Annotated in this window: 18 protein-coding genes; 1 reads left to right on the plus strand and 17 read right to left on the minus strand. The window is 67.0% G+C overall.

Features of this window, described 5'->3' with window-relative positions; translation table 11 throughout:
• Positions 1-27 precede the first annotated feature (27 nt).
• The 3 genes from argJ to LMJ29_RS05725 all read right to left on the minus strand — a co-directional run bounded on the left by argJ (position 28) and on the right by LMJ29_RS05725 (position 5,136).
• The gene (gene argJ, locus LMJ29_RS05715; RefSeq protein WP_229604550.1) at positions 28-1,245 is read right to left on the minus strand and encodes a bifunctional glutamate N-acetyltransferase/amino-acid acetyltransferase ArgJ; all 1,218 of its coding nucleotides are present in this window, start codon (positions 1,243-1,245) and stop codon (positions 28-30) included.
• Between the two features lie 101 nt (positions 1,246-1,346).
• Positions 1,347-4,094, minus strand: coding sequence for a preprotein translocase subunit SecA (gene secA, locus LMJ29_RS05720; protein WP_229604551.1), 2,748 nt, complete (start codon positions 4,092-4,094; stop codon positions 1,347-1,349).
• A 115-nt stretch (positions 4,095-4,209) separates the two neighbouring features.
• Positions 4,210-5,136: a M23 family metallopeptidase gene (locus LMJ29_RS05725; RefSeq protein ID WP_229604552.1), complete on the minus strand. Its 927-nt coding sequence runs from the start codon at positions 5,134-5,136 to the stop codon at positions 4,210-4,212.
• 73 nt (positions 5,137-5,209) lie between these two features.
• Between LMJ29_RS05725 and LMJ29_RS05730 the strand changes: the two genes are divergently transcribed.
• Positions 5,210-5,677, plus strand: a complete 468-nt coding sequence (locus LMJ29_RS05730; protein WP_229604553.1) for a DUF721 domain-containing protein — start codon at positions 5,210-5,212, stop codon at positions 5,675-5,677.
• A 62-nt stretch (positions 5,678-5,739) separates the two neighbouring features.
• Here the strand turns inward: LMJ29_RS05730 and lpxC are convergent, their stop codons facing one another.
• The 14 genes from lpxC to ftsL form a co-directional block, all read right to left on the minus strand.
• Entirely contained in the window at positions 5,740-6,651 is a 912-nt protein-coding gene (lpxC, locus tag LMJ29_RS05735) for a UDP-3-O-acyl-N-acetylglucosamine deacetylase (protein WP_229604554.1), read from the minus strand.
• Positions 6,652-6,762: 111 nt separating this feature from the next.
• Positions 6,763-7,929 (minus strand): cell division protein FtsZ, encoded by a 1,167-nt coding sequence (ftsZ, locus tag LMJ29_RS05740; RefSeq protein ID WP_229604555.1) that lies wholly within the window; start codon positions 7,927-7,929, stop codon positions 6,763-6,765.
• 55 nt (positions 7,930-7,984) lie between these two features.
• Positions 7,985-9,232, minus strand: coding sequence for a cell division protein FtsA (gene ftsA, locus LMJ29_RS05745; protein WP_229604556.1), 1,248 nt, complete (start codon positions 9,230-9,232; stop codon positions 7,985-7,987).
• Positions 9,233-9,253: 21 nt separating this feature from the next.
• On the minus strand, positions 9,254-10,114 hold the full coding sequence (locus LMJ29_RS05750; protein WP_229604557.1) for a cell division protein FtsQ/DivIB: 861 nt from the start codon (positions 10,112-10,114) through the stop codon (positions 9,254-9,256).
• A gap of 3 nt (positions 10,115-10,117) precedes the next feature.
• Positions 10,118-11,059, minus strand: a complete 942-nt coding sequence (locus LMJ29_RS05755) for a D-alanine--D-alanine ligase (RefSeq protein ID WP_229604558.1) — start codon at positions 11,057-11,059, stop codon at positions 10,118-10,120.
• A complete protein-coding gene (gene murC / locus LMJ29_RS05760) occupies positions 11,056-12,471 on the minus strand; it encodes a UDP-N-acetylmuramate--L-alanine ligase (RefSeq protein ID WP_377656476.1) in 1,416 nt (471 codons plus the stop codon). Before murC ends, LMJ29_RS05755 begins: the two co-directional genes overlap by 4 nt.
• Positions 12,472-12,496: 25 nt before the next feature.
• On the minus strand, positions 12,497-13,567 hold the full coding sequence (gene murG / locus LMJ29_RS05765) for an undecaprenyldiphospho-muramoylpentapeptide beta-N-acetylglucosaminyltransferase (protein ID WP_229604560.1): 1,071 nt from the start codon (positions 13,565-13,567) through the stop codon (positions 12,497-12,499).
• On the minus strand, positions 13,557-14,771 hold the full coding sequence (gene ftsW / locus LMJ29_RS05770) for a putative lipid II flippase FtsW (protein ID WP_229604561.1): 1,215 nt from the start codon (positions 14,769-14,771) through the stop codon (positions 13,557-13,559). Before ftsW ends, murG begins: the two co-directional genes overlap by 11 nt.
• Positions 14,771-16,132, minus strand: coding sequence for a UDP-N-acetylmuramoyl-L-alanine--D-glutamate ligase (gene murD, locus LMJ29_RS05775; protein WP_229604562.1), 1,362 nt, complete (start codon positions 16,130-16,132; stop codon positions 14,771-14,773). Before murD ends, ftsW begins: the two co-directional genes overlap by 1 nt.
• A 5-nt stretch (positions 16,133-16,137) precedes the next feature.
• The gene (gene mraY / locus LMJ29_RS05780) at positions 16,138-17,220 is read right to left on the minus strand and encodes a phospho-N-acetylmuramoyl-pentapeptide-transferase (RefSeq protein WP_229604563.1); all 1,083 of its coding nucleotides are present in this window, start codon (positions 17,218-17,220) and stop codon (positions 16,138-16,140) included.
• Positions 17,221-18,597, minus strand: coding sequence for a UDP-N-acetylmuramoyl-tripeptide--D-alanyl-D-alanine ligase (locus tag LMJ29_RS05785; protein ID WP_229604564.1), 1,377 nt, complete (start codon positions 18,595-18,597; stop codon positions 17,221-17,223).
• A complete protein-coding gene (locus tag LMJ29_RS05790) occupies positions 18,590-20,056 on the minus strand; it encodes a UDP-N-acetylmuramoyl-L-alanyl-D-glutamate--2,6-diaminopimelate ligase (protein WP_229604565.1) in 1,467 nt (488 codons plus the stop codon). Before LMJ29_RS05790 ends, LMJ29_RS05785 begins: the two co-directional genes overlap by 8 nt.
• Positions 20,056-21,798: a peptidoglycan D,D-transpeptidase FtsI family protein gene (locus LMJ29_RS05795; RefSeq protein WP_229604566.1), complete on the minus strand. Its 1,743-nt coding sequence runs from the start codon at positions 21,796-21,798 to the stop codon at positions 20,056-20,058. The genes LMJ29_RS05790 and LMJ29_RS05795 overlap by 1 nt, the downstream gene beginning before the upstream one ends.
• Positions 21,795-22,064: a cell division protein FtsL gene (ftsL, locus tag LMJ29_RS05800; protein ID WP_229604775.1), complete on the minus strand. Its 270-nt coding sequence runs from the start codon at positions 22,062-22,064 to the stop codon at positions 21,795-21,797. The genes LMJ29_RS05795 and ftsL overlap by 4 nt, the downstream gene beginning before the upstream one ends.
• Positions 22,065-22,078 lie beyond the last annotated feature (14 nt).

Below are 22,078 nucleotides of genomic sequence, written 5' to 3' on the forward strand. Positions count from 1 at the left end.
CCGCGCATGGCGGCGCGCCCCTCCAGGTCAGGAACGGTACTCGGCGTTGATCCGCACGTATTCGTGGGACAGGTCGGTGGTCCAGATGGTCTCGCTGAACTGGCCGCGGCCCAGCTCGATGCGGATGCCGATCTCTTCCTGCTTCATCACCGCCGCGCCCTGCTCTTCGGTGTAGCTCGCTGCGCGGCCGCCCTTGCTGGCGATGCACACGTCGCCGAGGAATACGTCGATCAGGCTGACGTCGAGGTTGGCCACGCCGGCGTAGCCGACGGCGGCGAGGATGCGCCCCCAGTTGGGGTCGGAAGCGAACAGCGCGGTCTTGATCAGCGGCGAGTGGGCCACGGCGTAGGCGACGTCCAGGCACTCCTGGGCGTTGCCGCCGCCGTTGACCTGCACGGTGACGAACTTGGTGGCGCCTTCGCCGTCGCGGACGATGGCCTGGGCCACTTCCATGAACACCTCGAACACGGCCTGCTTGAGCTGGGCGTACAACTCGCCGCTTTTCTCGGTGATCTCCGGCAGGCTGGCCTGGCCGGTGGCGATCAGCATGCAGCAGTCGTTGGTCGAGGTATCGCCGTCGATGGTGATGCGGTTGAAGGACTTGTTGGCCGCATCGCGTACCAGGTCCTGCAGCACGTCGCGGGCGACTTTAGCGTCGGTGGCGATGTAGCCGAGCATGGTGGCCATGTTCGGGCGGATCATGCCGGCGCCCTTGCTGATGCCGGTGACGGTGACGGTCACGCCATCATGCTGGAACTGCCGGCTGGCACCCTTGGGCAGGGTGTCGGTGGTCATGATGCCTTCGGCGGCCTGCGCCCAATTGTCGACCTTGAGGTCGTCCAGCGCGGCCTGCAGGGCGGTCTCGATCTTCTCCACCGGCAACGGTTCGCCGATCACCCCGGTGGAGAACGGCAGCACGGCGCTCTCGGCCACCCCGGCCAGCTCGGCGAGTCTGGCGCAGGCACGGCGGGCACGCACCAGGCCGTCCGGGCCGGTGCCGGCGTTGGCGTTGCCGGTATTGGTCAGCAGATAACGGACCTCGCCCGCCAGGCGCTCGCGGGTAATCAGCACCGGCGCGGCGCAGAAGGCGTTGGTGGTGGTCACGCCGGCGATGGTCGAGCCTTCGGCGCAGCGCATCACCACCACATCCTTGCGCCCGACACGCTTGATGCCGGCCGAGGCGATGCCGAGTTCGAAACCGGGAACCGGGTGCAGGGTGGGCAGAGGGCCAAGACCGACAGCCATGGGAAACTCCTTGAGCGGCGCACGCGCGCGAATGATGGGATCACTATGGAAAACGCCGCGAGCGGCTGGGCCGGTCGCGGCGTGGGTAAATCAGTTGGCGGTCAGCTTACCTGACCGTGGCAGTGCTTGTATTTCTTGCCGGAACCGCACGGGCAGGGTTCGTTGCGGCCGATCTTCGGCTCCTGGCGCACGGCCACGGCGACCGCAGCCTGGGCGGTCTCGCCCGCCCCGGCTTCATCCTCTTCCAGCGGCTGGTCCAGCGCCGGCGCGGCGGCATGCTGGAACTGCATCTGCGCGGCCAGGGCCTCGGCCTCGCGGCGCAGACGCTCCTCTTCCTCGGCCGGATCCTCGCGACGGACCTGGACGTGGCTCAGCACGCGAATGGCATCGCGCTTGATGCTTTCCAGCAGTTCCTGGAACAGGGCGAAGGACTCGCGCTTGTACTCCTGCTTGGGGTTCTTCTGCGCGTAACCGCGCAGGTGAATGCCGTGGCGCAGGTGATCCATGGTCGACAGATGCTCCTTCCACAGATCGTCGAGCACGCGCAGGAGGATCTGTTTCTCGAAGGTGCGCAGGGCCTCGGCACCGGCCAGCTCTTCCTTCTCCTGGTAGGCCTTGAGCAGCTCGGCGAGGATGCGCGCGCGCAGGGTTTCCTCGTAGAGCTTCTCGTCCTCGTCGAGCCACTGCTGGATGGGCAGCTGGATGCTGAAGTCGGCCTGCAGGGCGGCCTCCAGACCGGCAACGTCCCACTGCTCGGGCAGCGACTGCGGCGGGATGTGCGCATCGACGGCACGCGCCAGCACCTCGGCGCGGAACTCGGCGATGGTCTCGCCGACGTCGTCGGCCGCCAGCAGGCTGTTGCGCATGTGGTAGATCACCTTGCGCTGTTCGTTGGCCACATCGTCGAACTCGAGCAGCTGCTTGCGGATATCGAAGTTGCGGCCCTCGACCTTGCGCTGCGCCTTCTCGATCGCGTTGGTCACCATGCGATGCTCGATGGCCTCGCCGGCCTGCATGCCGAGGGCCTTCATGAAATTCTTCACCCGGTCGGAGGCGAAGATGCGCATCAGGTTGTCTTCCAGCGACAGGTAGAAGCGGCTGGAGCCGGGATCGCCCTGGCGACCGGCCCGGCCACGCAGCTGGTTGTCGATACGGCGGGACTCGTGGCGCTCGGAGGCGACCACGTGCAGACCGCCGGCCTCGATCACCTGCTGGTGGCGCTTCTGCCACTCGGCCTTGATCTGCGCGATCTGCTCGTCGCTGGGGTTCTCCAGCGCGGCGACCTCCACCTCCCAGTTGCCACCGAGCAGAATGTCGGTACCGCGACCGGCCATGTTGGTGGCGATGGTCACCGCGCCGGGACGACCGGCCTGGGCGATGATTTCGGCTTCCTTGTCGTGGTACTTGGCGTTGAGCACCTTGTGCTCCATGCCAGCCTTCTGCAGCAGTTGGGAGAGATACTCGGAGCTTTCGATCGACGCGGTACCGACCAGCACCGGGCGACCTTCGGCCCGGCAGGCCTTGACGTCCTCGATGACCGCCGCGTACTTCTCTTCCTGGGTCAGGTAGACCAGGTCGTTGAAGTCCTTGCGCGCGATCGGCTTGTTGGTCGGGATGACCACCACGTCGAGACCGTAGATCTGGCGGAACTCGAAAGCCTCGGTGTCGGCGGTGCCGGTCATGCCGGCCAGCTTGTTGTACAGACGGAAGTAGTTCTGGAAGGTGGTCGAGGCCAGGGTCTGGCTCTCGGCCTGGATCTGCACGCCCTCCTTGGCCTCGATGGCCTGGTGCAGGCCCTCGGACAGGCGGCGCCCTTGCATGGTGCGGCCGGTGTGCTCGTCGATCAGCACCACCTGGCCGTTCTGCACGATGTACTCGATGTTGCGGTGGAACAGGGTATGCGCACGTAGCGCCGCATAGACATGGGTCAGCAGGCTGAGGTTGTGCGCCGAGTACAGGCTCTCGCCCTCGGCCAGCAGGCCGACCTGGGTGAGCATGTCCTCGATGAACTGGTGGCCCTGCTCGGTGAGTTCGACCTGGCGGGCCTTCTCGTCGATGCTGTAGTGGCCCTCCTGCTCGACCTCGCCCTCTTCCGTCTGCATCTGACGCTTGAGCTGCGGGATCAGCTGGTTCATCTGCAGGTACAGGCGCGAGCTGTCCTCGGCCGGGCCGGAGATGATCAGCGGGGTGCGCGCCTCGTCGATGAGGATGGAGTCCACCTCGTCGACCACGGCGAAGTTCAGCTCGCGCTGGAACTTGTCTTCCACGCTGAAGGCCATGTTGTCGCGCAGGTAGTCGAAACCGAATTCGTTGTTGGTGCCGTAGGTGATGTCGGAGGCGTAGGCGGCGCGCTTCTCCACCGGGTCCTGGAACGGGCTGACCACCCCGACCGACAGGCCGAGGGATTCGTACAGCGGACGCATCCAGTTGGCGTCGCGGCGGGCCAGATAGTCGTTGACCGTGACCACATGGACGCCCTTGCCGGCCAGCGCGTTGAGGTATACCGCCAGGGTGCCCACCAGGGTCTTGCCCTCGCCGGTACGCATCTCGGCGATCTTGCCCTCGTGCAGGGTCATGCCGCCGATCAGCTGCACGTCGAAGTGACGCATGCCCATCACCCGCTTGCCGGCCTCGCGAGCCACCGCGAAGGCTTCCGGCAGCAGCTTGTCGAGACTCTCGCCCTGCGCCAGGCGCGCCTTGAACTCTTCGGTCTTGCCCCGGAGCTGCTCGTCGGTGAGCGCGACCATCTGCTCTTCCAGGGCGTTGATCGCCTGGACAGCCTTGGTCATGCGCTTGACTTCACGCTCGTTCTTGCTTCCAAAGAGTTTCTTCAACAAAGGCGCAAACATATCGGGAGGGTCTTCCATCTGTGGAAATGGAGGGCACCCCCGCGGAGTGCCCAGTGCCGTCGGCACGACAGCGAAGGAGGCATTCTACTCGGAAATGCCTGCGAGGAAAGTCGCCTTAATCACTACTGGGAGTGCGGGCTATGTAGCTGGCCGGATCGATGGGGAGACCGTTCTTCTTGACTTCGAAATGCAGGTGCGGACCGGTGGAGCGGCCGGTGCTGCCGACCAGTGCGATGATTTGACCGCGCTGGACGAGATCGCCGACCTTCACCAGGTTGCGCTGGTTGTGCCCATAGAGCGTGGTGTAACCGTCGGCATGGCCGATCTCGACCGCCCAACCATAGCCGGACTTGCGCCCGGACCAGGTGACCACGCCGGCGGCCACCGCGACTATCTCGGTGCCGGGACGGGCGGCGAAATCGACGCCCTTGTGCATCCGGCCGCCGCCATGGAAAGGATCGCGACGCGGACCGAACGGTGAGGACTGGTAACCGCCGAGCAGCGGGCGACCAGCGATCAGCTGCGCCTCTTCCAGACGCCGCTCGGCGAATGCCTGCTCAAAGGTCTCCAGCTGCTGCTCGCGATTGTCGAGACGCGCCATCAGCGCGTCCAGGCTGCCGAGCACCTCGCCGTCATTGAACGACTCGCCTTCCAGTTGCTCATCGGGGCCACCCTGCCCCACCGGCAGGCTGAAGTCGAACTCGTCCTCGGCGATATTGGCGAGTTCGGCCAGGCGTTCGCCCAGCGCATCCAGGCGCGTCATGCGCGCCTGCAGCTCGGCCAGGTGCACGCCCAGAGCGTCGAGCTGGCGCTGGGCGGCCGCCCGGGCCTCGGTGAGTTCTTCCGGTTGGATACCGGTCGTCTGATCGAGCGCGGACTCGGGAACCAGCGTCAGGCCTTCGGGTCTGATCCATGAACCGAGCACTGCGCCAGCGGCCAGGGTTCCGCCGAGCAACAGGGTGCCCAGCAGCAGCCCCAGACGGGGCGTGAGTGTCAGTGCGCGCGCCGCGCCGTGGCGGCGACTCATGAAGATGATGTGCATGGCCATACCGTAAGAACAAGCGGTGCGGCCAGTTTGCTAAGATGGCCGCTGGTGTTTTTCCAGGCGTCCTGCCATGTCGTTGCGTCCCCTACCCGCCCGCCCCCCCGCAGCATTGCTACGCGAAACCAAGGCGCTCAAGAGCCTGCTGGGCGAAGCGCAACGCCTCGCCCACCTGCAGCAACTGCTGGAAAGCCAGCTTCAACCGGCAGCCCGCCCGCATTGCCGGGTGGCCGCCTGGCGCGATGGCACCTTGCTGCTGATAGTCACCGATGGGCAGTGGGCCACCCACCTTCGCTACCAGCAAAAGCGCTTGCTGCGTCAGCTGCGGAACATCAGGGAGTTCGAGAACTTAGCGAAGATTCTGTTCAAAGTTCAACCAACAGCTGCCGAAAGGCATGTCACCGGTCGAAATCCCACCCTGTCCGGCGTCGCCGCACACACCTTGCGCAGCGCCGCCAGCGGCATCCAGGACCCCCGCCTGCGCGCCGCCCTCGAGCGTCTGGCCAGCCACACGGCCAAGGAAGACGAGCGAGAGCGCTAAAATCGCGGACGAAAAAAAAGGCCACCCGTAGGTGGCCTCGAAAGATAAGGGAGAGATTTGTTTCAGACGGCAGCAGCCGGGCGCATGTAGGAAATCGGCGCAGTGCTGGCGTCTTCGAAGGTCACCACTTCCCAGGCATCCGTCTCGGCGATCAGGGTGCGCAGGAGGCGATTGTTGAGGGCGTGTCCGGACTTGTGGCCGCGAAACTCGCCGATCAGGCTGTTGCCGAGCAGATACAGGTCGCCGATGGCGTCGAGAATCTTGTGCTTGACGAACTCGTCCTCGTAGCGCAGGCCGTCCTCGTTGAGCACGCGGTACTCGTCGACCACGATGGCGTTGTCGACGCTGCCGCCCAGGGCGAGGTTCTGCGAGCGCAGGAACTCGATGTCGCGCATGAAGCCGAAGGTGCGCGCGCGACTGACTTCCTTGACGAACGAAGTGCTGGAGAAGTCGACGCAGGCACGCTGGGTACGACCGCGGAACACCGGGTGGTCGAAGTCGATCTCGAAGCCCACCTTGAAACCGTCGAACGGCAGGAAGGTGGCGCTCTTGCCGCCCTCCTCGACGGTGACCTTGCGCTTGATGCGAATGAACTTCTTCGCCGCATCCTGTTCCTGCAGCCCGGCGGACTGGATCAGGAACACGAAGGGACCGGCGCTGCCATCCATGATCGGCACTTCCGATGCCGACAGCTCGATGTAGGCGTTGTCGATGCCCAGGCCTGCCATGGCCGAAAGCAGGTGCTCAACCGTATCCACCTTGACATCACCCTTGACCAGCGTGGTCGACAGGGTGGTCTCGCCGACGTTCTCGGCCCGGGCCGGGATTTCCACCACCGGATCGAGATCGGTGCGGCAGAACACGATGCCGGTATCCACCGGAGCCGGCTTCAGGGTGAGGTAGACCTTCTCCCCCGAATGCAAGCCGACGCCCGTGGCACGGATCGTGTTCTTCAAAGTGCGTTGTTTGATCATGGCTTTGGCCGTATCTGCGCAAGTTGTGAACTGTTCTCAGCAATGGCGGGCATGATAGCAGAGCCCGCCTTTACTGAACACCAATCACGTCAACACCTCTGATATAGGAAATCAATCAGCCTGGCGACGCAGGAAGGCCGGAATGTCCAGGTACTCGAGGTCTTCCTGGGTGTTGATTTTCACCGCCTGAGCGGCGCCGCCGGCGGATGGCTTGCTGCGCATCACGGTCGGCTGATCGAAGTCGCGGTAGTTGAGCGACGCACTCTGCGGGGCCGGAGCGGCTGCCGGAGCGGTCTCCACCACCTTGACCGGCTTTTCCATGCGCGCACCGAGGCCGGTGGCGACCACAGTGACGTGCAGCTCGTCGCGCATCTCCGGATCGATGACCGCACCGATCTTGACGGTGGCCAGCTCGGAGGTGAACTGCTCGATGATGCTGCCGACTTCGGTGTATTCGCCCAGCGACAGGTCGAGACCGGCGGTGATGTTGACCAGGATGCCGCGCGCGCCCTGCAGGTTGATGTCTTCCAGCAGCGGGTTGCGGATCGCCGCCTCAGCTGCCTCGCGGGCGCGGTTCGGACCACTGGCGTGGCCGGTGCCCATCATCGCCATGCCCATCTCGCTCATCACGGTGCGCACGTCGGCGAAGTCGACGTTCATCAGGCCCGGACGCTGCATGATGTCGGAGATGCCACGCACCGCGCCGGCCAGCACGTCGTCGGCCTTGGCAAAGGCGGACAGCAGGCTGGCGTCCTTGCCGAGGATGGTCAGGAGCTTTTCGTTAGGAATGGTGATCAGCGAGTCGACATGCTCGGACAGGGCACGGATGCCCTCGTCGGCGATCTGCATGCGCTTGCGACCCTCGAAGGGGAACGGGCGGGTGACCACGGCCACGGTGAGGATGCCCATTTCCTTGGCCACTTCGGCGATCACCGGGGCTGCGCCGGTGCCGGTGCCGCCGCCCATGCCGGTGGTGATGAACACCATGTTGGCACCCTGCAGGACCTCGGCGATGCGCTCGCGATCCTCCAGCGCGGCCTGGCGGCCGACGTCCGGATTGGTGCCGGCGCCCAGGCCCTTGGTGACGTTCATGCCCAGCTGCAGGATGCTCTTGGCCTCGACCTTCTTCAGGGCCTGAGCGTCGGTGTTGGCGCAGATGAAGTCGATATCCTCGACTCCGCAGCGCAGCATGTGGTTGACCGCATTGCCACCGCCGCCGCCGACGCCGATGACCTTGATGACTGCATTCGATTGAACGCTATCGACCATTTCGAACATTTTTCCCTCTCCTCTCCCTTATATATTTTCCTCCGACCGCCTGGCATGCCGGCGGTCAGAAGTTGCCCTGCACCCAGCGCTTGAGGCGCTCGAATACGGGCGGCTTGCTCTCTTCGCCACCATTACCACCGGAGCCGGTGAAACCCGGCGTGCCCTGCTTGTTCAGGCCATACAGCAGAAGCCCGACACCTGTCGCATAGGCAGGATTGCGCACGACGTCCTCGAGGCCCTTGACACCTTGCGGCAGGCCCAGACGTACCGGCATATGGAAGATTTCCTCGGCCAGCTCGACGGCACCCTCCATCTTCGCGGTACCGCCAGTGATGACGATCCCGGCCGGAAGCATGTCCTCGTAGCCGCTGCGGCGCAGTTCTCCCTGCACCAGACAGAACAACTCCTCGTAACGCGGCTCGACCACCTCGGCCAGTGCCTGGCGCGACAGCTCGCGCGGCGGGCGGTCGCCGACACTCGGCACCTTGATGGTCTGCCCGGCGCCGGTCAGCTTGGCCAGGGCGCAGGCATAGCGAATCTTGATCTCCTCAGCATACTGAGTCGGGGTACGCAGGGCCATGGCGATGTCGTTGGTAACCTGGTCGCCGGCGATCGGAATGACAGCCGTGTGACGGATCGCACCTTCGGTGAAGATGGCGATGTCGGTGGTGCCGCCGCCGATGTCCACCAGACACACGCCCAACTCCTTCTCGTCGTCGGTCAGCACCGACGCCGACGAGGCCAACTGCTCGAGGATGATGTCGTCCATCTCGAGGTCGCAGCGGCGCACGCACTTCTCGATGTTCTGCGCGGCATTCACCGCGCAGGTGACCACGTGCACCTTGGCCTCCAGGCGCACCCCGGACATGCCCAGCGGCTCGCGCACGCCTTCCTGGTTATCGATCACGTAATCCTGGGCCAGGGTGTGCAGCACCCGCTGGTCCGCCGGAATCGCCACCGCTTGGGCCGCATCCAGTACGCGGTCGATGTCCGCGCGGCTGACCTCGCGGTCGCGGATCGCGACGATGCCGTGGGAGTTCAGGCTACGGATGTGGCTGCCGGCCACGCCGACGAAGGCCGAATGGATCCGGCAGCCGGCCATCTGCTGCGCCTCGTCGATGGCGTGCTGGATGGACTGCACGGTGGATTCGATGTTGACCACCACGCCCTTCTTCATCCCTCGCGAGGGATGGGTACCGATACCGACGATTTCCAGCTGGCCATCGGCCGCCACCTCGCCGACCAGCGCCACCACCTTGGAGGTGCCGATGTCCAGGCCGACGATCATCTTGCCGCTCTGCGCGCTTGCCATGATCCCTTCTATCTCCTCAATTCACTGCCGCTCGCCGGCCTTGTCGCCGGTAGCTGGCGCCGCCGGTGGCTGACGCCACGCCACGGCCATGCCGTTGGGGTAGCGCAGGTCGACGCGCGCGATATTCTCACTGTCCTGCTTCAGGATCTTGTCGTAGACACTGATAAAGCGCCGTAGTTTTTCCACCACATGATCCCGTCCGAGCAGCAGCTCGATGCCCCGCCCCGTGGTGACGAACCAGCTACCGCGCTCGCGCAGTTCCAGGCTGGCCACGGTCAGATCGAGCGGGCGCAGCAGCTGGCTGAGCATCTGGTACTGCTGCATCACCTGCTGCTGGGCGCGCTGCGGCCCCCACAGCCGGGGCAGGTGCTCGTAACCGGCCAGCTTGCCCGGGGCGAAGGCCACGCCCTGGTTGTTGAGCAGCGCCTCGTCACCCCAGCGGGCCACCGGCAGCTGTTCTTCGAGCTGGATCAGCACCTGGTCCGGCCAGACCCGGCGCACCTGGGCCTCGGCGATCCACGGGATGCGCTCCAGCTCGCCGTGCATCGACTCCAGGTCGACGCGGAAGAAACTGGTCTGCACGAAGGGCGCCACCTGCCGGGCCACCTCCTCGCGACTGACGTAGTGCAGATCGCCCTGCACGCTGACCCGCGCGATCGGCTGATCGGCGTAGGGCAGCAGACGCTGGCCCAGCTCGTAGGCGCCATAGCCGAGACCGAGCAGCAGCAGGGGCCAGACGAGCCGCTGCAGCCCCGCCAGCGAAGGACGCGGCAGACGCTTGCTCAGCGGTTCGCGCACCACCATCCGGCTGGCCCCACGGGGAACCGGCTTGCGCAGCGGCCCGATGGGGGCCGGACGCTGGTGACGCAGCAGGGCGATCATGGATCAGCTCCTTGCCTCCAGACTGTCGGCGAGGATCGCCAGCACCAACTGCTGGAAATCCAGGCCGGCAGCCCGGGCGGCCATGGGGACCAGGCTGTGGTCGGTCATCCCCGGGACGGTGTTGACCTCCAGCAGCCAGAATTGCCCGTCGGCGTCCTGCATCACGTCGGCGCGGGCCCAGCCGCTGGTCCCGACCGCTTCGCAGGCGCGGGCGACGAGCGCCTTGAGCTCCGCTTCCTTGTCCGCGTCCAGGCCGCAGGGGATCTGGTAGCGGGTGTCGTCGGCCAGATACTTGGCCTCGTAGTCGTAGAAGGTGTGCGTGGTGCCGAGACGGATCGGCGGCAGCACCTCGCCGCGCAGCATGGCGACGGTGAACTCCGGACCACTGATCCACTGCTCGACCAGCACCTGCGAGTCGTACTCGCGGGCGGCCTGCCAGGCAGCGAGCAACTGCTCGCCGTTCTCCACCCGCGCCATGCCGATGCTCGAACCCTCGTGGGCCGGCTTGACGATCAGCGGGAAACCCAGCTCGGCGGCGGCGCGCTCGCAATCGGCAGCCGAGGCCAGCACCGCGTGGCGGGGAGTCGACAGACCGAGGCTCTGCCACACCTGCTTGGTGCGCAGCTTGTCCATCGCCAGCGCCGAGGCCAGCACGCCGCTACCGGTGTAGGGAATGTCCAGGCATTCCAGCAAGCCCTGCATGCTGCCATCCTCGCCACCGCGGCCGTGGAGGACGATGAAGGCGCGGTCGATTCGCTCGCCGGCCAGGCGCTGCAGCAGGTCGGCGCCGACGTCGATGCCGAAGGCGTCCACCCCGGCGCCCTGCAGCGCTTCGAGCACCGCCCGACCCGACTTCAGCGACACCTCGCGCTCGGCACTCCTGCCGCCGAACAGTACGGCGACGCGGCCGAAGGCCCGGGGATCGAGGTTGGATTGCAGACTCATTTCGACTCACCTTGCACAGCGAACAGCGGATGGTTGATCAGTTGCGGGGCGACGCCGCCGATGTCGCCGGCACCCTGGCAGAGCAGGATGTCGCCGGCACGCAGCAGCGGCTTGAGCAACGGCGCCAGGTCGGCACCGCGCTCGACGTAGATGGGGTCGAGCACGCCGCGCTGGCGGATGCTGTGGCACATCTGCCGGCTGTCGGCACCGGGGATCGGCTCCTCGCCGGCCGGGTAGACCTCCATCAGCAGCAGCACGTTGGCGTCGCCGAGCACCTGGACGAAGTCGTCGTAGAGGTCGCGGGTACGGCTGTAGCGATGCGGCTGATAGAGGATCACCAAGCGGCGCTCCGGCCAGCCACCGCGTACGGCCTTGATCACCGCGGCGACTTCGCGCGGGTGGTGGCCATAGTCGTCGACCAGCATTACGCTGCCGCCCTCGACCGGCAGGTCGCCGTAGACCTGGAAGCGCCGGCCGACGCCCTGGAAGCCGGACAGGCCGGCGATGATGGCGTCGTCGCCGATGCCCTCGTCGGTGGCGATGGCGATGGTGGCCAGGGCGTTGAGTACGTTGTGGTTGCCCGGCATGTTCACCGACACATCCAGCGGCTCGCGCTCCTTGCGCAGCACGGTGAAGTAGGTGCGCATGCCTTCCTGGCGCACGTTGATGGCGCGCAGGTCGGCGTCCTCGGCGAAGCCGTAGGTGACGATCGGCCGGCTGACCTGCGGAAGGATCTCGCGCACCACCGGATCGTCGACGCAGAGCACCGCCAGGCCGTAGAACGGCAGGTTGTGGAGGAACTCGACGAAGGTCTTCTTCAGCTTGTTGAAATCGCCGCCGTAGGTGCTCATGTGGTCGGCGTCGATATTGGTGACCACCGAGACCATCGGCTGCAGGTGCAGGAAACTGGCGTCGCTCTCGTCCGCCTCGGCCACCAGGTAGCGGCTGGCGCCGAGCTGGGCGTTGGTGCCGGCGGCGTTCAGGCGGCCGCCGATGACGAAGGTCGGATCGAGGCCGGCGGCGGCGAACACCGAGGCGATCAGGCTGGTCGTGGTGGTCTTGCCGTGCGTGCCGGCCACCGCGATGCCGTGGCGATAGCGCATCAGCTCGGCGAGCATCTCGGCGCGCGGCACCACCGGGATGCGCCGCTCGAGCGCGCGGGCGACTTCCGGGTTGGCCGGATTGATGGCGCTGGACACCACCAGCACGTCGGCCTGCTCGGCGTTCTCGGCGCGGTGGCCGATGAAGATCTGCGCGCCGAAGCTGGCCAGCCGCTCGGTCACCGGCGAAGCCTTGAGGTCGGAGCCGGACACCTGGTAGCCGAGGTTGAGCAGCACTTCGGCGATACCGCACATGCCCACGCCGCCGATGCCGACGAAGTGGATCCGGCGGATGCGGCGCATGCGGCGCATTTCCGCCGCGTTGACGACGGGCGCCTCAGCCATGGGCCACCTCCAGGCAGATATCCACCACCGAGCGGGTGGCGTCGGGCTTGGCCAGGCGGCGCGCGGTGGCGCCCATGGCCGCGAGTTTTTCGCTGTGCATCAGAACCTCGGTCAGCTGAGCGGCCAGCGCGGCCGCGTCAGTGGCATGTTGCGGCAAAAGCACGGCGGCGCCGGCCTTGGCCAGATATTCGGCATTGCGGGTCTGGTGATCGTCGATCGCGTGCGGCAGCGGCACCAGCATTGACGGCAGGCCGGCGGCAGCCAGCTCGCTGACCGTCAGCGCGCCGGCGCGGCAGATCACCAGATCGGCCCAGGCGTAGGCGCGGGCCATGTCCTTGATGAACGGCTGCACCTCGGCCTCGACGCCGGCCTCGCGATAGCGCTCGCGGGTCACTTCGGCGTGCTGCTTGCCGGCCTGGTGGTAGACCTGCGGGCGCAGCGTGTCTGCGACCTTGGCCAGCGCCGCCGGCAGCAGCTTGTTCAGCGGCTCGGCGCCCAGGCTGCCGCCCAGCACCAGCAGGCGGACCGGCCGATTGCCCAGGGTTTGCCGCGGCGTTTCGAGGAACAGCTCCTCGCGCACCGGGTTGCCGGTGGTGCGGCGCTTGGCACTGGCCGTGAAGGTGTCCGGGAAGGCCTCGCAGACCCGGCGGGCGAACGGCACCAGACCACGGTTGGCGGTGCCGGCCACGGCATTCTGCTCGTGGATGATCAGCGGCGCGCCGGCCAGGCGGGCGGCGACACCGCCGGGACCGGTGACGAAGCCGCCCATGCCCAGCACGCACACCGGTTGCAGCTCGCGCATCACCTTGCGCGCCTGCAGCAGGGCGCGGAACACCTGCAACGGCGCCTTGAGCAGCGACAGCACGCCCTTGCCGCGCACCCCGCTGACCTCGATGCGGTGCAGCGGCAGGCCGGCCTGCGGCACCAGCTCGTTCTCGATCCCGCGCGGGGTGCCCAGCCAGTGCACGCTGTAGCCGCGCGCCTGGAACTCGCGGGCGCAGGCCAGCGCCGGGAACACGTGGCCACCGGTACCGCCTGCCATGATCAGCACGTTACCGGGCATGTCGCAGCTCCTCATCGGCAAAATCTTCTTCGCTAAATTCGATCTCGGCGTTGCCCAGCTGGTTGCGCCGCTCCCAGTCGAGCCGCAGCAGCAGGGCCAGGCTGACGCAGCAGATCACCAGCGAGCTGCCGCCGTAGCTGAGGAACGGCAGGGTCAGCCCCTTGGTCGGCAGCAGGCCGACGTTCACGCCGATGTTGATCAGGAACTGGCCGACCCAGAGGATCGCCAGGCCGTAGGCCACGTAGGCCGAGAAATACTGCTGGGCCTTCTCCGCCTGCAGGCCGAGGTACAGGGCGCGCAGGGTGACCAGCACGAACAGCGCCACGGTGAGCAGCGCGCCGACCATGCCCAGCTCCTCGGCGAGCACGGCGAACACGAAGTCGGTGTGCGCCTCGGGCAGGTAGAACTGCTTCTGCACACTGTTGCCCAGCCCCACGCCCAGCCATTCGCCACGACCGAAAGCGATCAGCGCCTGGCTGAGCTGGTAGCCGGCGCCGAACTGGTCGGCCCAGGGATCGATGAAGTTGGTCAGGCGCTTGAGGCGGTAGGCCTGGCTAGTCATCACCACCACGCCGATCACCAGCACGCCGGCGACCATCGGCAGAAAGCGCCACAGACTGACGCCGCCGAGGAACAGCATGGTGATACCGGCCCCCACCAGCACCACGGTGGCCCCGAAGTCCGGCTCGGAGAGCAGCAGGCCGGCCATCAGGCCGAGCACGATCAGCGGCATGAACAGCCCCTTCCAGCTGCGCTGCACGTCGGCCTGGCGGCGCACCAGGTAGCCGGCGAGATAGATCACGCTGAACAGCTTGGCCAGCTCGGAGGGTTGGACGTTGGCGATGCCAACGCCGATCCAGCGCCGCGCGCCGTTGACTTCGCGACCGATGCCCGGCACCAGCACCGCCACCAGCAGGACGAAAGCGGCGATCAGCAGCTTGCCGCCATGCTTCTGCCAGGTGGCCACCGGCACCAGCAGGGTCAGGCAGCCGGCGCCCAGGCCGAGGACCAAATAAACGAGGTGGCGAATCATGTAGTACAGCGGACTGCCCGACTGCGCCGCCGCCACCTCGGAGGAGGCGGAGGAGACCATCACGAAGCCGAGGCCCAGCAGCGCCAGACAACCCGCCAGCAGCGGGAAGTCCAGATCGACGCCGCGGCGGCTCAGCAACGGTGAGGGCGACAGGCGCAGCAGGGCGAGCATCAGGGCAGCTCCTCCACGGCCTGGACGAACAGGCGGCCGCGCTCTTCGAAGTTCTTGAACATGTCCAGGCTGGCGCAGGCCGGCGACAGCAGCACGGCGTCGCCGGCCTGCGCCAGCTCCGCGCAGCGCTGCACCGCCTCGGCGAGGGTCGCCACGCGCACCAGCGGCACCACCGATTGACCGTCCGCGCCGGTGAGCGCGGCGGCGAGCAGCTCGGCGTCACGGCCAAGCAGCGCCACCGCGCGGCAGTAACGCGCCACGCTGGCACGCAGCGGAGCGAAGTCGGCGCCCTTGCCGTCGCCGCCGGCGATCAGCAGCAGCTTGCCGTCGATCTCCGCGCCCAGACCGTCGATGGCCGCCAGCGCGGCGCCCACGTTGGTCGCCTTGGAGTCGTCGTAATAGGTCACGCCGGCTCGCTCGCGCAGCCACTGGCAGCGGTGCGCCAGACCGGCGAAGTGGCGCAGGGTGTCCAGCATCGGCGCCAGCGGCAGGCCGACGGCATGGCCGAGGGCCAGCGCCGCCAGAGCGTTGGCCTGGTTGTGCGCGCCGCGGATCTTCAGTTCGCGCACCGGCATCAGCTTGCTGAACTGGAAGGCGAGGAACTTCTCGCCGCCCTCCTCGATGATGCCGAAGGTCTTGAAGTCCGGCTTGTCGAGGCCGAAGCTCCAGCACGGTACCTGATCGGCGATCAGCGGCCGCGACAGGGCGTCCTGGCGGTTGATCACCACCTGGCGGGCGCCGCGGAAGATGCGGTGCTTGGCCAGGTGGTAGCTCTGCATGCCACTGTAGCGATCCATGTGGTCGTCGCTGACGTTGAGGCAGGTGGCCACCTCGGCACTGAGCCGCTCGGTACTTTCCAGTTGGAAGCTGGACAGCTCGAGCACGTACAGCTCGACGTCGTCGGCCAGCAGATCGAGCGCCGGCGTGCCGAGGTTGCCGCCCACCGCCACCTTCTTGCCGGCTGCCGCGGCCATCTCGCCGACCAGCGTAGTCACCGTGCTCTTGGCGTTGGAGCCGGTGATGGCGACGAGCGGCGCACGGGCGTGGCGGACGAACAGGTCGATATCGCCGGACAGTTTCACGCCACGCGCCCTGGCTTCCTGCAGCGCCTCGGTAGCCAGCGGCAGACCCGGGCTGACGTACAGCTCGCTGGCACGGCAGAGATAATCGACGTCCAGCGCGCCGCAGCGCACCTCCACCTGCGGGTATTGGGCCTTGAGGGTCGCCAGTTCCGGCGGATTGATGCGCGTGTCGACCACCGCGAACGGCACACCCTCACGGGCCAGAAAGCGCACCAGCGACATACCGCTCTTGCCGAGGCCGACAACGATGCGGAACTGGTCGGAAGCGATCAGTGTCATGTCGATTACCTCAGTTTCAGGGTGGCCAGGCCAACCAGCACCAGCACCACGGTGATGATCCAGAAACGCACGATCACCCGCGGCTCAGGCCAGCCCTTGAGTTCGAAGTGGTGGTGGATCGGCGCCATGCGGAACACCCGGCGGCCGGTGAGCTTGAAGGAGGCGACCTGAATCACCACCGACAGGGTTTCCATGACGAACACGCCGCCCATGATGAACAGCACCAGCTCCTGACGGACGATCACCGCGATGGTGCCCAGCGCCGCACCGAGGGCCAGAGCGCCGACGTCGCCCATGAATACCTGGGCCGGGTAGGTGTTGAACCACAGGAAGCCGAGACCGGCACCGATCAGCGCACCGCAGAACACGATCAGCTCGCCGGAGCCCGGCACATAGGGAATCAGCAGGTATTCGGCGAAGCGCACGTTGCCCGACAGGTAGCAGAAGATGCCGAGGGCACCGCCGACCAGCACGGTGGGCAGGATCGCCAGGCCGTCGAGACCGTCGGTCAGGTTGACCGCGTTGCTCGAGCCGACAATGACGAAATAGGTCAGCACCACGAAGAAGATCCCCAGCGGAATCTCGATGTTCTTCAATAGAGGCAGGAACAGGGTGGTCTCCACCGCGGTGCCGGCAGTCATGTAGAGAAACACCGCTGCGCCGAGGCCGAACACCGACTGCCAGAAGTACTTCCAGCGGCTCGGCAGGCCGCGCGAGTTCTTCTCGATCACCTTGCGGTAGTCGTCCACCCAACCGATGGCACCGAACAGCAGGGTCACCGCCAGTACCACCCAGACGTAGCGGTTGGACAGGTCGGCCCACAGCAGGGTGCTGATGGCGATAGCGGAAAGAATCAGCGCGCCGCCCATCGTCGGCGTGCCTTTTTTCGACAGATGCGACTGCGGACCGTCGTCACGCACCGCTTGGCCGATCTGGCGGGTGCGCAGGGTACGGATCATCCAGGGACCCAGCCACAGCGCCAGGGCCAGGGCGGTGAGCACGCCGAGAATTCCGCGCAGGGTCAGGTACTGAAAGACCGCGAAGCCCTTGTGGAACTGTTGCAGATACTCGGCCAACAGCAGCAGCATTTAGTGTTCTCCAGCACAGGCACAGAACGCAGCCACGACGTTATCCATCGCCGCGCTGCGCGAGCCTTTGATCAACAGGGTGGTTTCCGGAGCCTGTTCGGCAGTCAGAGCGGCGATGAGTTCAGCCTGACTGGCAAAATGCCGCCCGCCGACACCGAAGGCCGCCACGGCATGGGTCATCAGCGGACCGACCGCGTACAGGGCGGTCACCTTGCCGCGGGCGTGTTCGCCCACCTCGCGGTGCCCCTGCTCGGCCCAATCCCCCAACTCGCCCATGTCGCCGAGCACCAGCACGGTGCGTCCGGAAAAGCCCGCCAGTATATCAACCGCAGCCTTCATTGAGACCGGATTGGCGTTGTAGCTGTCGTCGATGACCCGCATTCCAGACGGGGCGAGCAGCGCCTGGACGCGGCCCTTGACCGGTTGCACGGCCTCCAGGCCGCTACGGATCGCCGCCAGCGATACCCCCAGAGCATGCGCGGCGGCGGCGGCGGCCAGCGCGTTGCTGACATTGTGCTCGCCAAGCAGGTTGAGCTGGATGCGCACCTCGCCGGCCGGGCTGCGCAGGGTGAAGGCCGGGCAGCCGCGGGCATCGCGGGCCAGGTCACGAGCGGTGAAGTCGGCATCGGTACGCAGGGCAAAGCTCAGCACCCGCCGCCCGGCGGCGCGCTGCAGCCAGATGGCGAAGGCCGGATCGTCACGGTTGAGGACGGCGGTGCCATCGGCATCCAGCCCCTCGAGAATCTCGCCCTTGGCCTCGACGATCTTTTCCGGACCGCCGAATTCGCCGACATGGGCGGTGCCGGCATTGGTGATGACGGCCACCTGCGGGCGGGTCAAGCCCACGGTATAGGCGATCTCGCCGACATGATTGGCGCCCAGCTCGATCACTGCGCTCAGGTGCTGCGGCACCAGCTCGAGCAGGGTCAACGGTGCGCCCAGATCGTTGTTGAGGTTGCCGCGGGTCGCCAGGACCGCGGCGGCATCGCCGTGATGGTCGGCGCGCAGGATGCTGGCGAGCATCTCCTTGACCGTGGTCTTGCCGCTGGAGCCGGTGACGGCGGCCAGCCGGCCATGGAAAGCGGCGCGGTTGAGCGCCCCGAGCTGGCCAAGGGCCAGCCGGCTGTCGGCCACCACCAGCTGCGGCAGCTCGACTTCCTCGGCCTCGCGCTCGACCAGCGCGGCGGCGGCGCTCTTGGCGGCGACCTGCTCGAGGAAATCGTGACCGTCGAAGCGCTCGCCGGACAGGGCGACGAACAGCTGCCCCGGCTGGATGTTGCGACTATCGATACTCACGCCGTCGAAGAAGGCGTCGGCACCCGCCAGCCGCCCTTTCAAGGGCCCCAGAATAGTGCTCAGCATCCATGCTTCAAGCATGCTGCACCTCGCGCTCGGCCAGCGCAGCGGCGGCCTGGTCGATATCGGAGAAAGGATGGCGGACGCCGGCGATCTCCTGGTAGTCCTCGTGCCCCTTGCCGGCCAGCAGGATGACGTCGTCGGCCGCCGCGCTGGCGATCAGCCGGCGAATCGCCTCGCCGCGCCCGGAAACGAAGGTCACCCGCTCGGGCTCGCGGAATCCGGCGCGGATGTCGGCGATGATCTGCTCGGTGGGCTCGCTGCGCGGATTGTCGTCGGTCACCCAGACGCCATCGGCCAGACCTTCGACCGCCGCCGCCATCAGCGGGCGCTTGCCGCGATCGCGATCGCCGCCGCAGCCGAACAGGCACAGCAGACGGCCGCGCGCATGTGGGCGCAGGGCCTCGAGCACCTTTTCCAGAGCGTCCGGGGTGTGCGCGTAGTCGACCACCACCAGCGGCTGGGCGCCGCCGCCCAGGCGCTGCATGCGACCGACCGGTCCCTGCAGCTGCGGCAGGACTCGGAGGATCTCGTCCAACGGGTGGTTGAGCCCCATCAACGCGCCGACTACCGCCAGCAAGTTGCTCAGGTTGAAACGACCGAGCAGGGGGCTGACCAGCAGGCCATCGCCCTGCGCGGTGACCAGGCGGGCACGCACGCCCTCCTCGCTGAATTGCGCCTCGGCACAGTACAAAGTGGCGGCCGGGTCGATCTGGCTGTAGCTGATCAACCGCGACGGCGCCTCGCGCCCGGCCAATTCGCGACCGAACAGATCGTCGAGATTGATCACCCGGGTGCACAATCCCGGCCAGGCGAACAGACGCGCCTTGGCCTCGCCATAGGTGTGCATGTCGCCGTGGTAGTCGAGATGGTCGCGCGACAGGTTGGTGAACACCGCCACGTCGAAGTCCAGCGCTTCGACCCGCCCCTGATCGAGGCCGTGGGAGGACACCTCCATGGCCACCGCCTTGGCGCCGGCCTGCTTGAGGCGCGCCAGTTCGGCCTGTACGGCGAGCGGATCGGGGGTGGTATGGCGACCGCACTGCAGATCGTCGTGAAAACCGACGCCGAGGGTACCGATCAGGCCGCAGCGCTGGCCGAGCAGGTCGAGCGCCTGCGCCAGCAACTGGCTGACGCTGGTCTTGCCGTTGGTGCCGGTGACGCCGACCAGCTCGAGGCTGCGGCTGGGGTCGCCGTAGAAGCGCCCGGCGATGGCCGACAATTGGGCGCTCAGGCCGCGGACCGGCACCAGCACGGTATTCTCCGCCGCCGGCAGCTCGCCGGCGCCTTCGGCCTCATAGGCCACGGCCGCGGCGCCACGGGCGATGGCATCGGCCATGTAGGCCCGGCCGTCACTGACGTGACCGGGAATGGCCAGAAACAGGTCGCCCGGGCGCAGCGCCCGGCTGTCCAGGCTCAGCTCGCGAATAAGCGCGTCGCGCGAGGCCTGGGGAAATATCTTCAGCAGACTCATCGGCATCAGCCGCGTCCTCCATTGCCGGACAATCCGCTCAGCTGCGGCTGCTCAGGCAGCGGCGGCGGAGGGAGGTTGTCCGGAGCTACGTTCATCAAGCGCAGGGTGCCGGACATCACCTTGCTGAAAACCGGGGCGGACACCAGGCCGCCGAAATACCCTTCCCCGCCCGGCTCGTCGATCACCACGACCGCGGCGTAGCGGGGGCTGCTGGTCGGCGCGAAGCCGGCGAACAGCGAGCGGTAGGCGTTCTGCTGGTAGCCCTTGCTGCCCACGCTGTTCTTGCGCGCGGTGCCGCTCTTGCCGGCGACGTGGTAGCCGGGCACCTGCGCGCGATGGGCGCCACCGGGCGCCTCGACCACCTGCTGGAGCATGCCCTGCATGGTCTTGGCCACTTCCTCGGGAATGACCTGGTTGACGGTCGCCGGACGATCGACCCGGGCCAGACTCAGCGGCACCATGCGGCCATTGTTGGCAATCGCCGCGTAGGCATGCACCAGCTGCAGCGCGGTAACCGACAGGCCGTAGCCATAGGACAGGGTGGCGGTTTCCGCCTGGGGCCACTTGCGATGGTTGGGCAGATTGCCGACCTGCTCACCGGGGAAACCGAGGCCGGTATCCTGGCCCAGACCGACCCGCTGCATCATGTGGTAGATCGACTCGCCACCGATGTCGAAGGCGACCTTGCTGATGCCCACGTTGCTGGAACGGATCAGGATGCCGGCCAGATCGAGCACCGGACCGCCGCCGCGCGACACATCGCGAATGGTGAAGCGGCCGATGCGCAGGCTGTGGGGCCAGACCTCCACGGTATCGCTGGGCTTCCAGCGTCCGCTCTCCAGCGCCGCCATCATCGAAATCGGCTTCATCGTCGAGCCCGGCTCGAAGACGTCGATCATCGCGCGATTGCGCATCGCCGCCGGCTCCAGGTTGCGCCGGTTGTTCGGGTTGTAGGTCGGCTGGTTGGCCATGGCCAGCACCTCGCCGGTCTGCACGTCGAGGATCACCAGGCTGCCGGCCTTGGCCTTGTTCTCCACCAGCGCATTGCGCAGTTCGCGGTGCGCAAGGTATTGCAGGCGCAGGTCGATGGATAACGCCAGTTCCTTGCCCGGCTTGGCGTTGCGGGCCACACCGACGTCCTTGATCAGCCGGCCGCGGCGATCCTTGAGTACCTGGCGGCTACCCGGCACACCGGCCAGCCACTGGTCGAAGGCCAGCTCGATCCCCTCGCGACCGCGATCGTCGATATCGGTGAAGCCGAGCAGGTGAGCGGTGACCTCGCCGGCGGGATAGAAGCGGCGAAATTCCTCGAGGCTGTAGATCCCGGGAATCTTGTGCGCCAGCACGGCATCGCCCTGCTCCGGGGTCAGGCCGCGCTTGAGGTAGAGGAATTCGCGGTCGGCGTTCTGCAGCAGGCGCTTGCCCAGCGCCTCGGGATTCTCGCCGAGCGCCTCGGCGAGCGTCGGCCATTGCTCGCGCGCGGTCATCAGCTCCTTGGGGTTGCCCCACAAGGTGATGACCGGCGTACTGACCGCCAGCGGTTCGCCGTTGCGGTCGGTGATCAGCCCGCGGTGCGCCGGAATTGGCATGTGGCGCACGCTGCGCGCGTCGCCGTGGGCCTTGAGGAAGTCGTGGTCGAACACGTGCAGGTCGACGATGCGCCAGCTGATCACTGCGACCATGGCCAGCAGGACGGCCATCACCAGGCGGAAACGCCAGGGGTAGAGGGCACCGTCGAGGCTGATCATGGCGCCACCATCCGCACTTCGCCGGGCTCTGGCACGCGCATACGCAGTTGCTCGCTGGCCAGCATCTCGATGCGGCTGTGCGCCGTCCAGGTGCTCTGCTCGAGGATCAGCCGGCCCCATTCGGCCTGGACCTTGTCGCGCACGCTCAGCTCGCCGTACAGCTGATTGAGCAGCTGGCGGTTCCAGTGCGCGCTCCAGGCCACGGCCACCGCCGAACACAGCGCGAGGCCGAACAGCACCAGCATCAGCAGGCTGCCGCTGGGCATGCCGGAAACGCGGC

Source organism: Pseudomonas oryzagri (assembly GCF_020831405.1).
Lineage (GTDB): Bacteria > Pseudomonadota > Gammaproteobacteria > Pseudomonadales > Pseudomonadaceae > Geopseudomonas > Geopseudomonas oryzagri.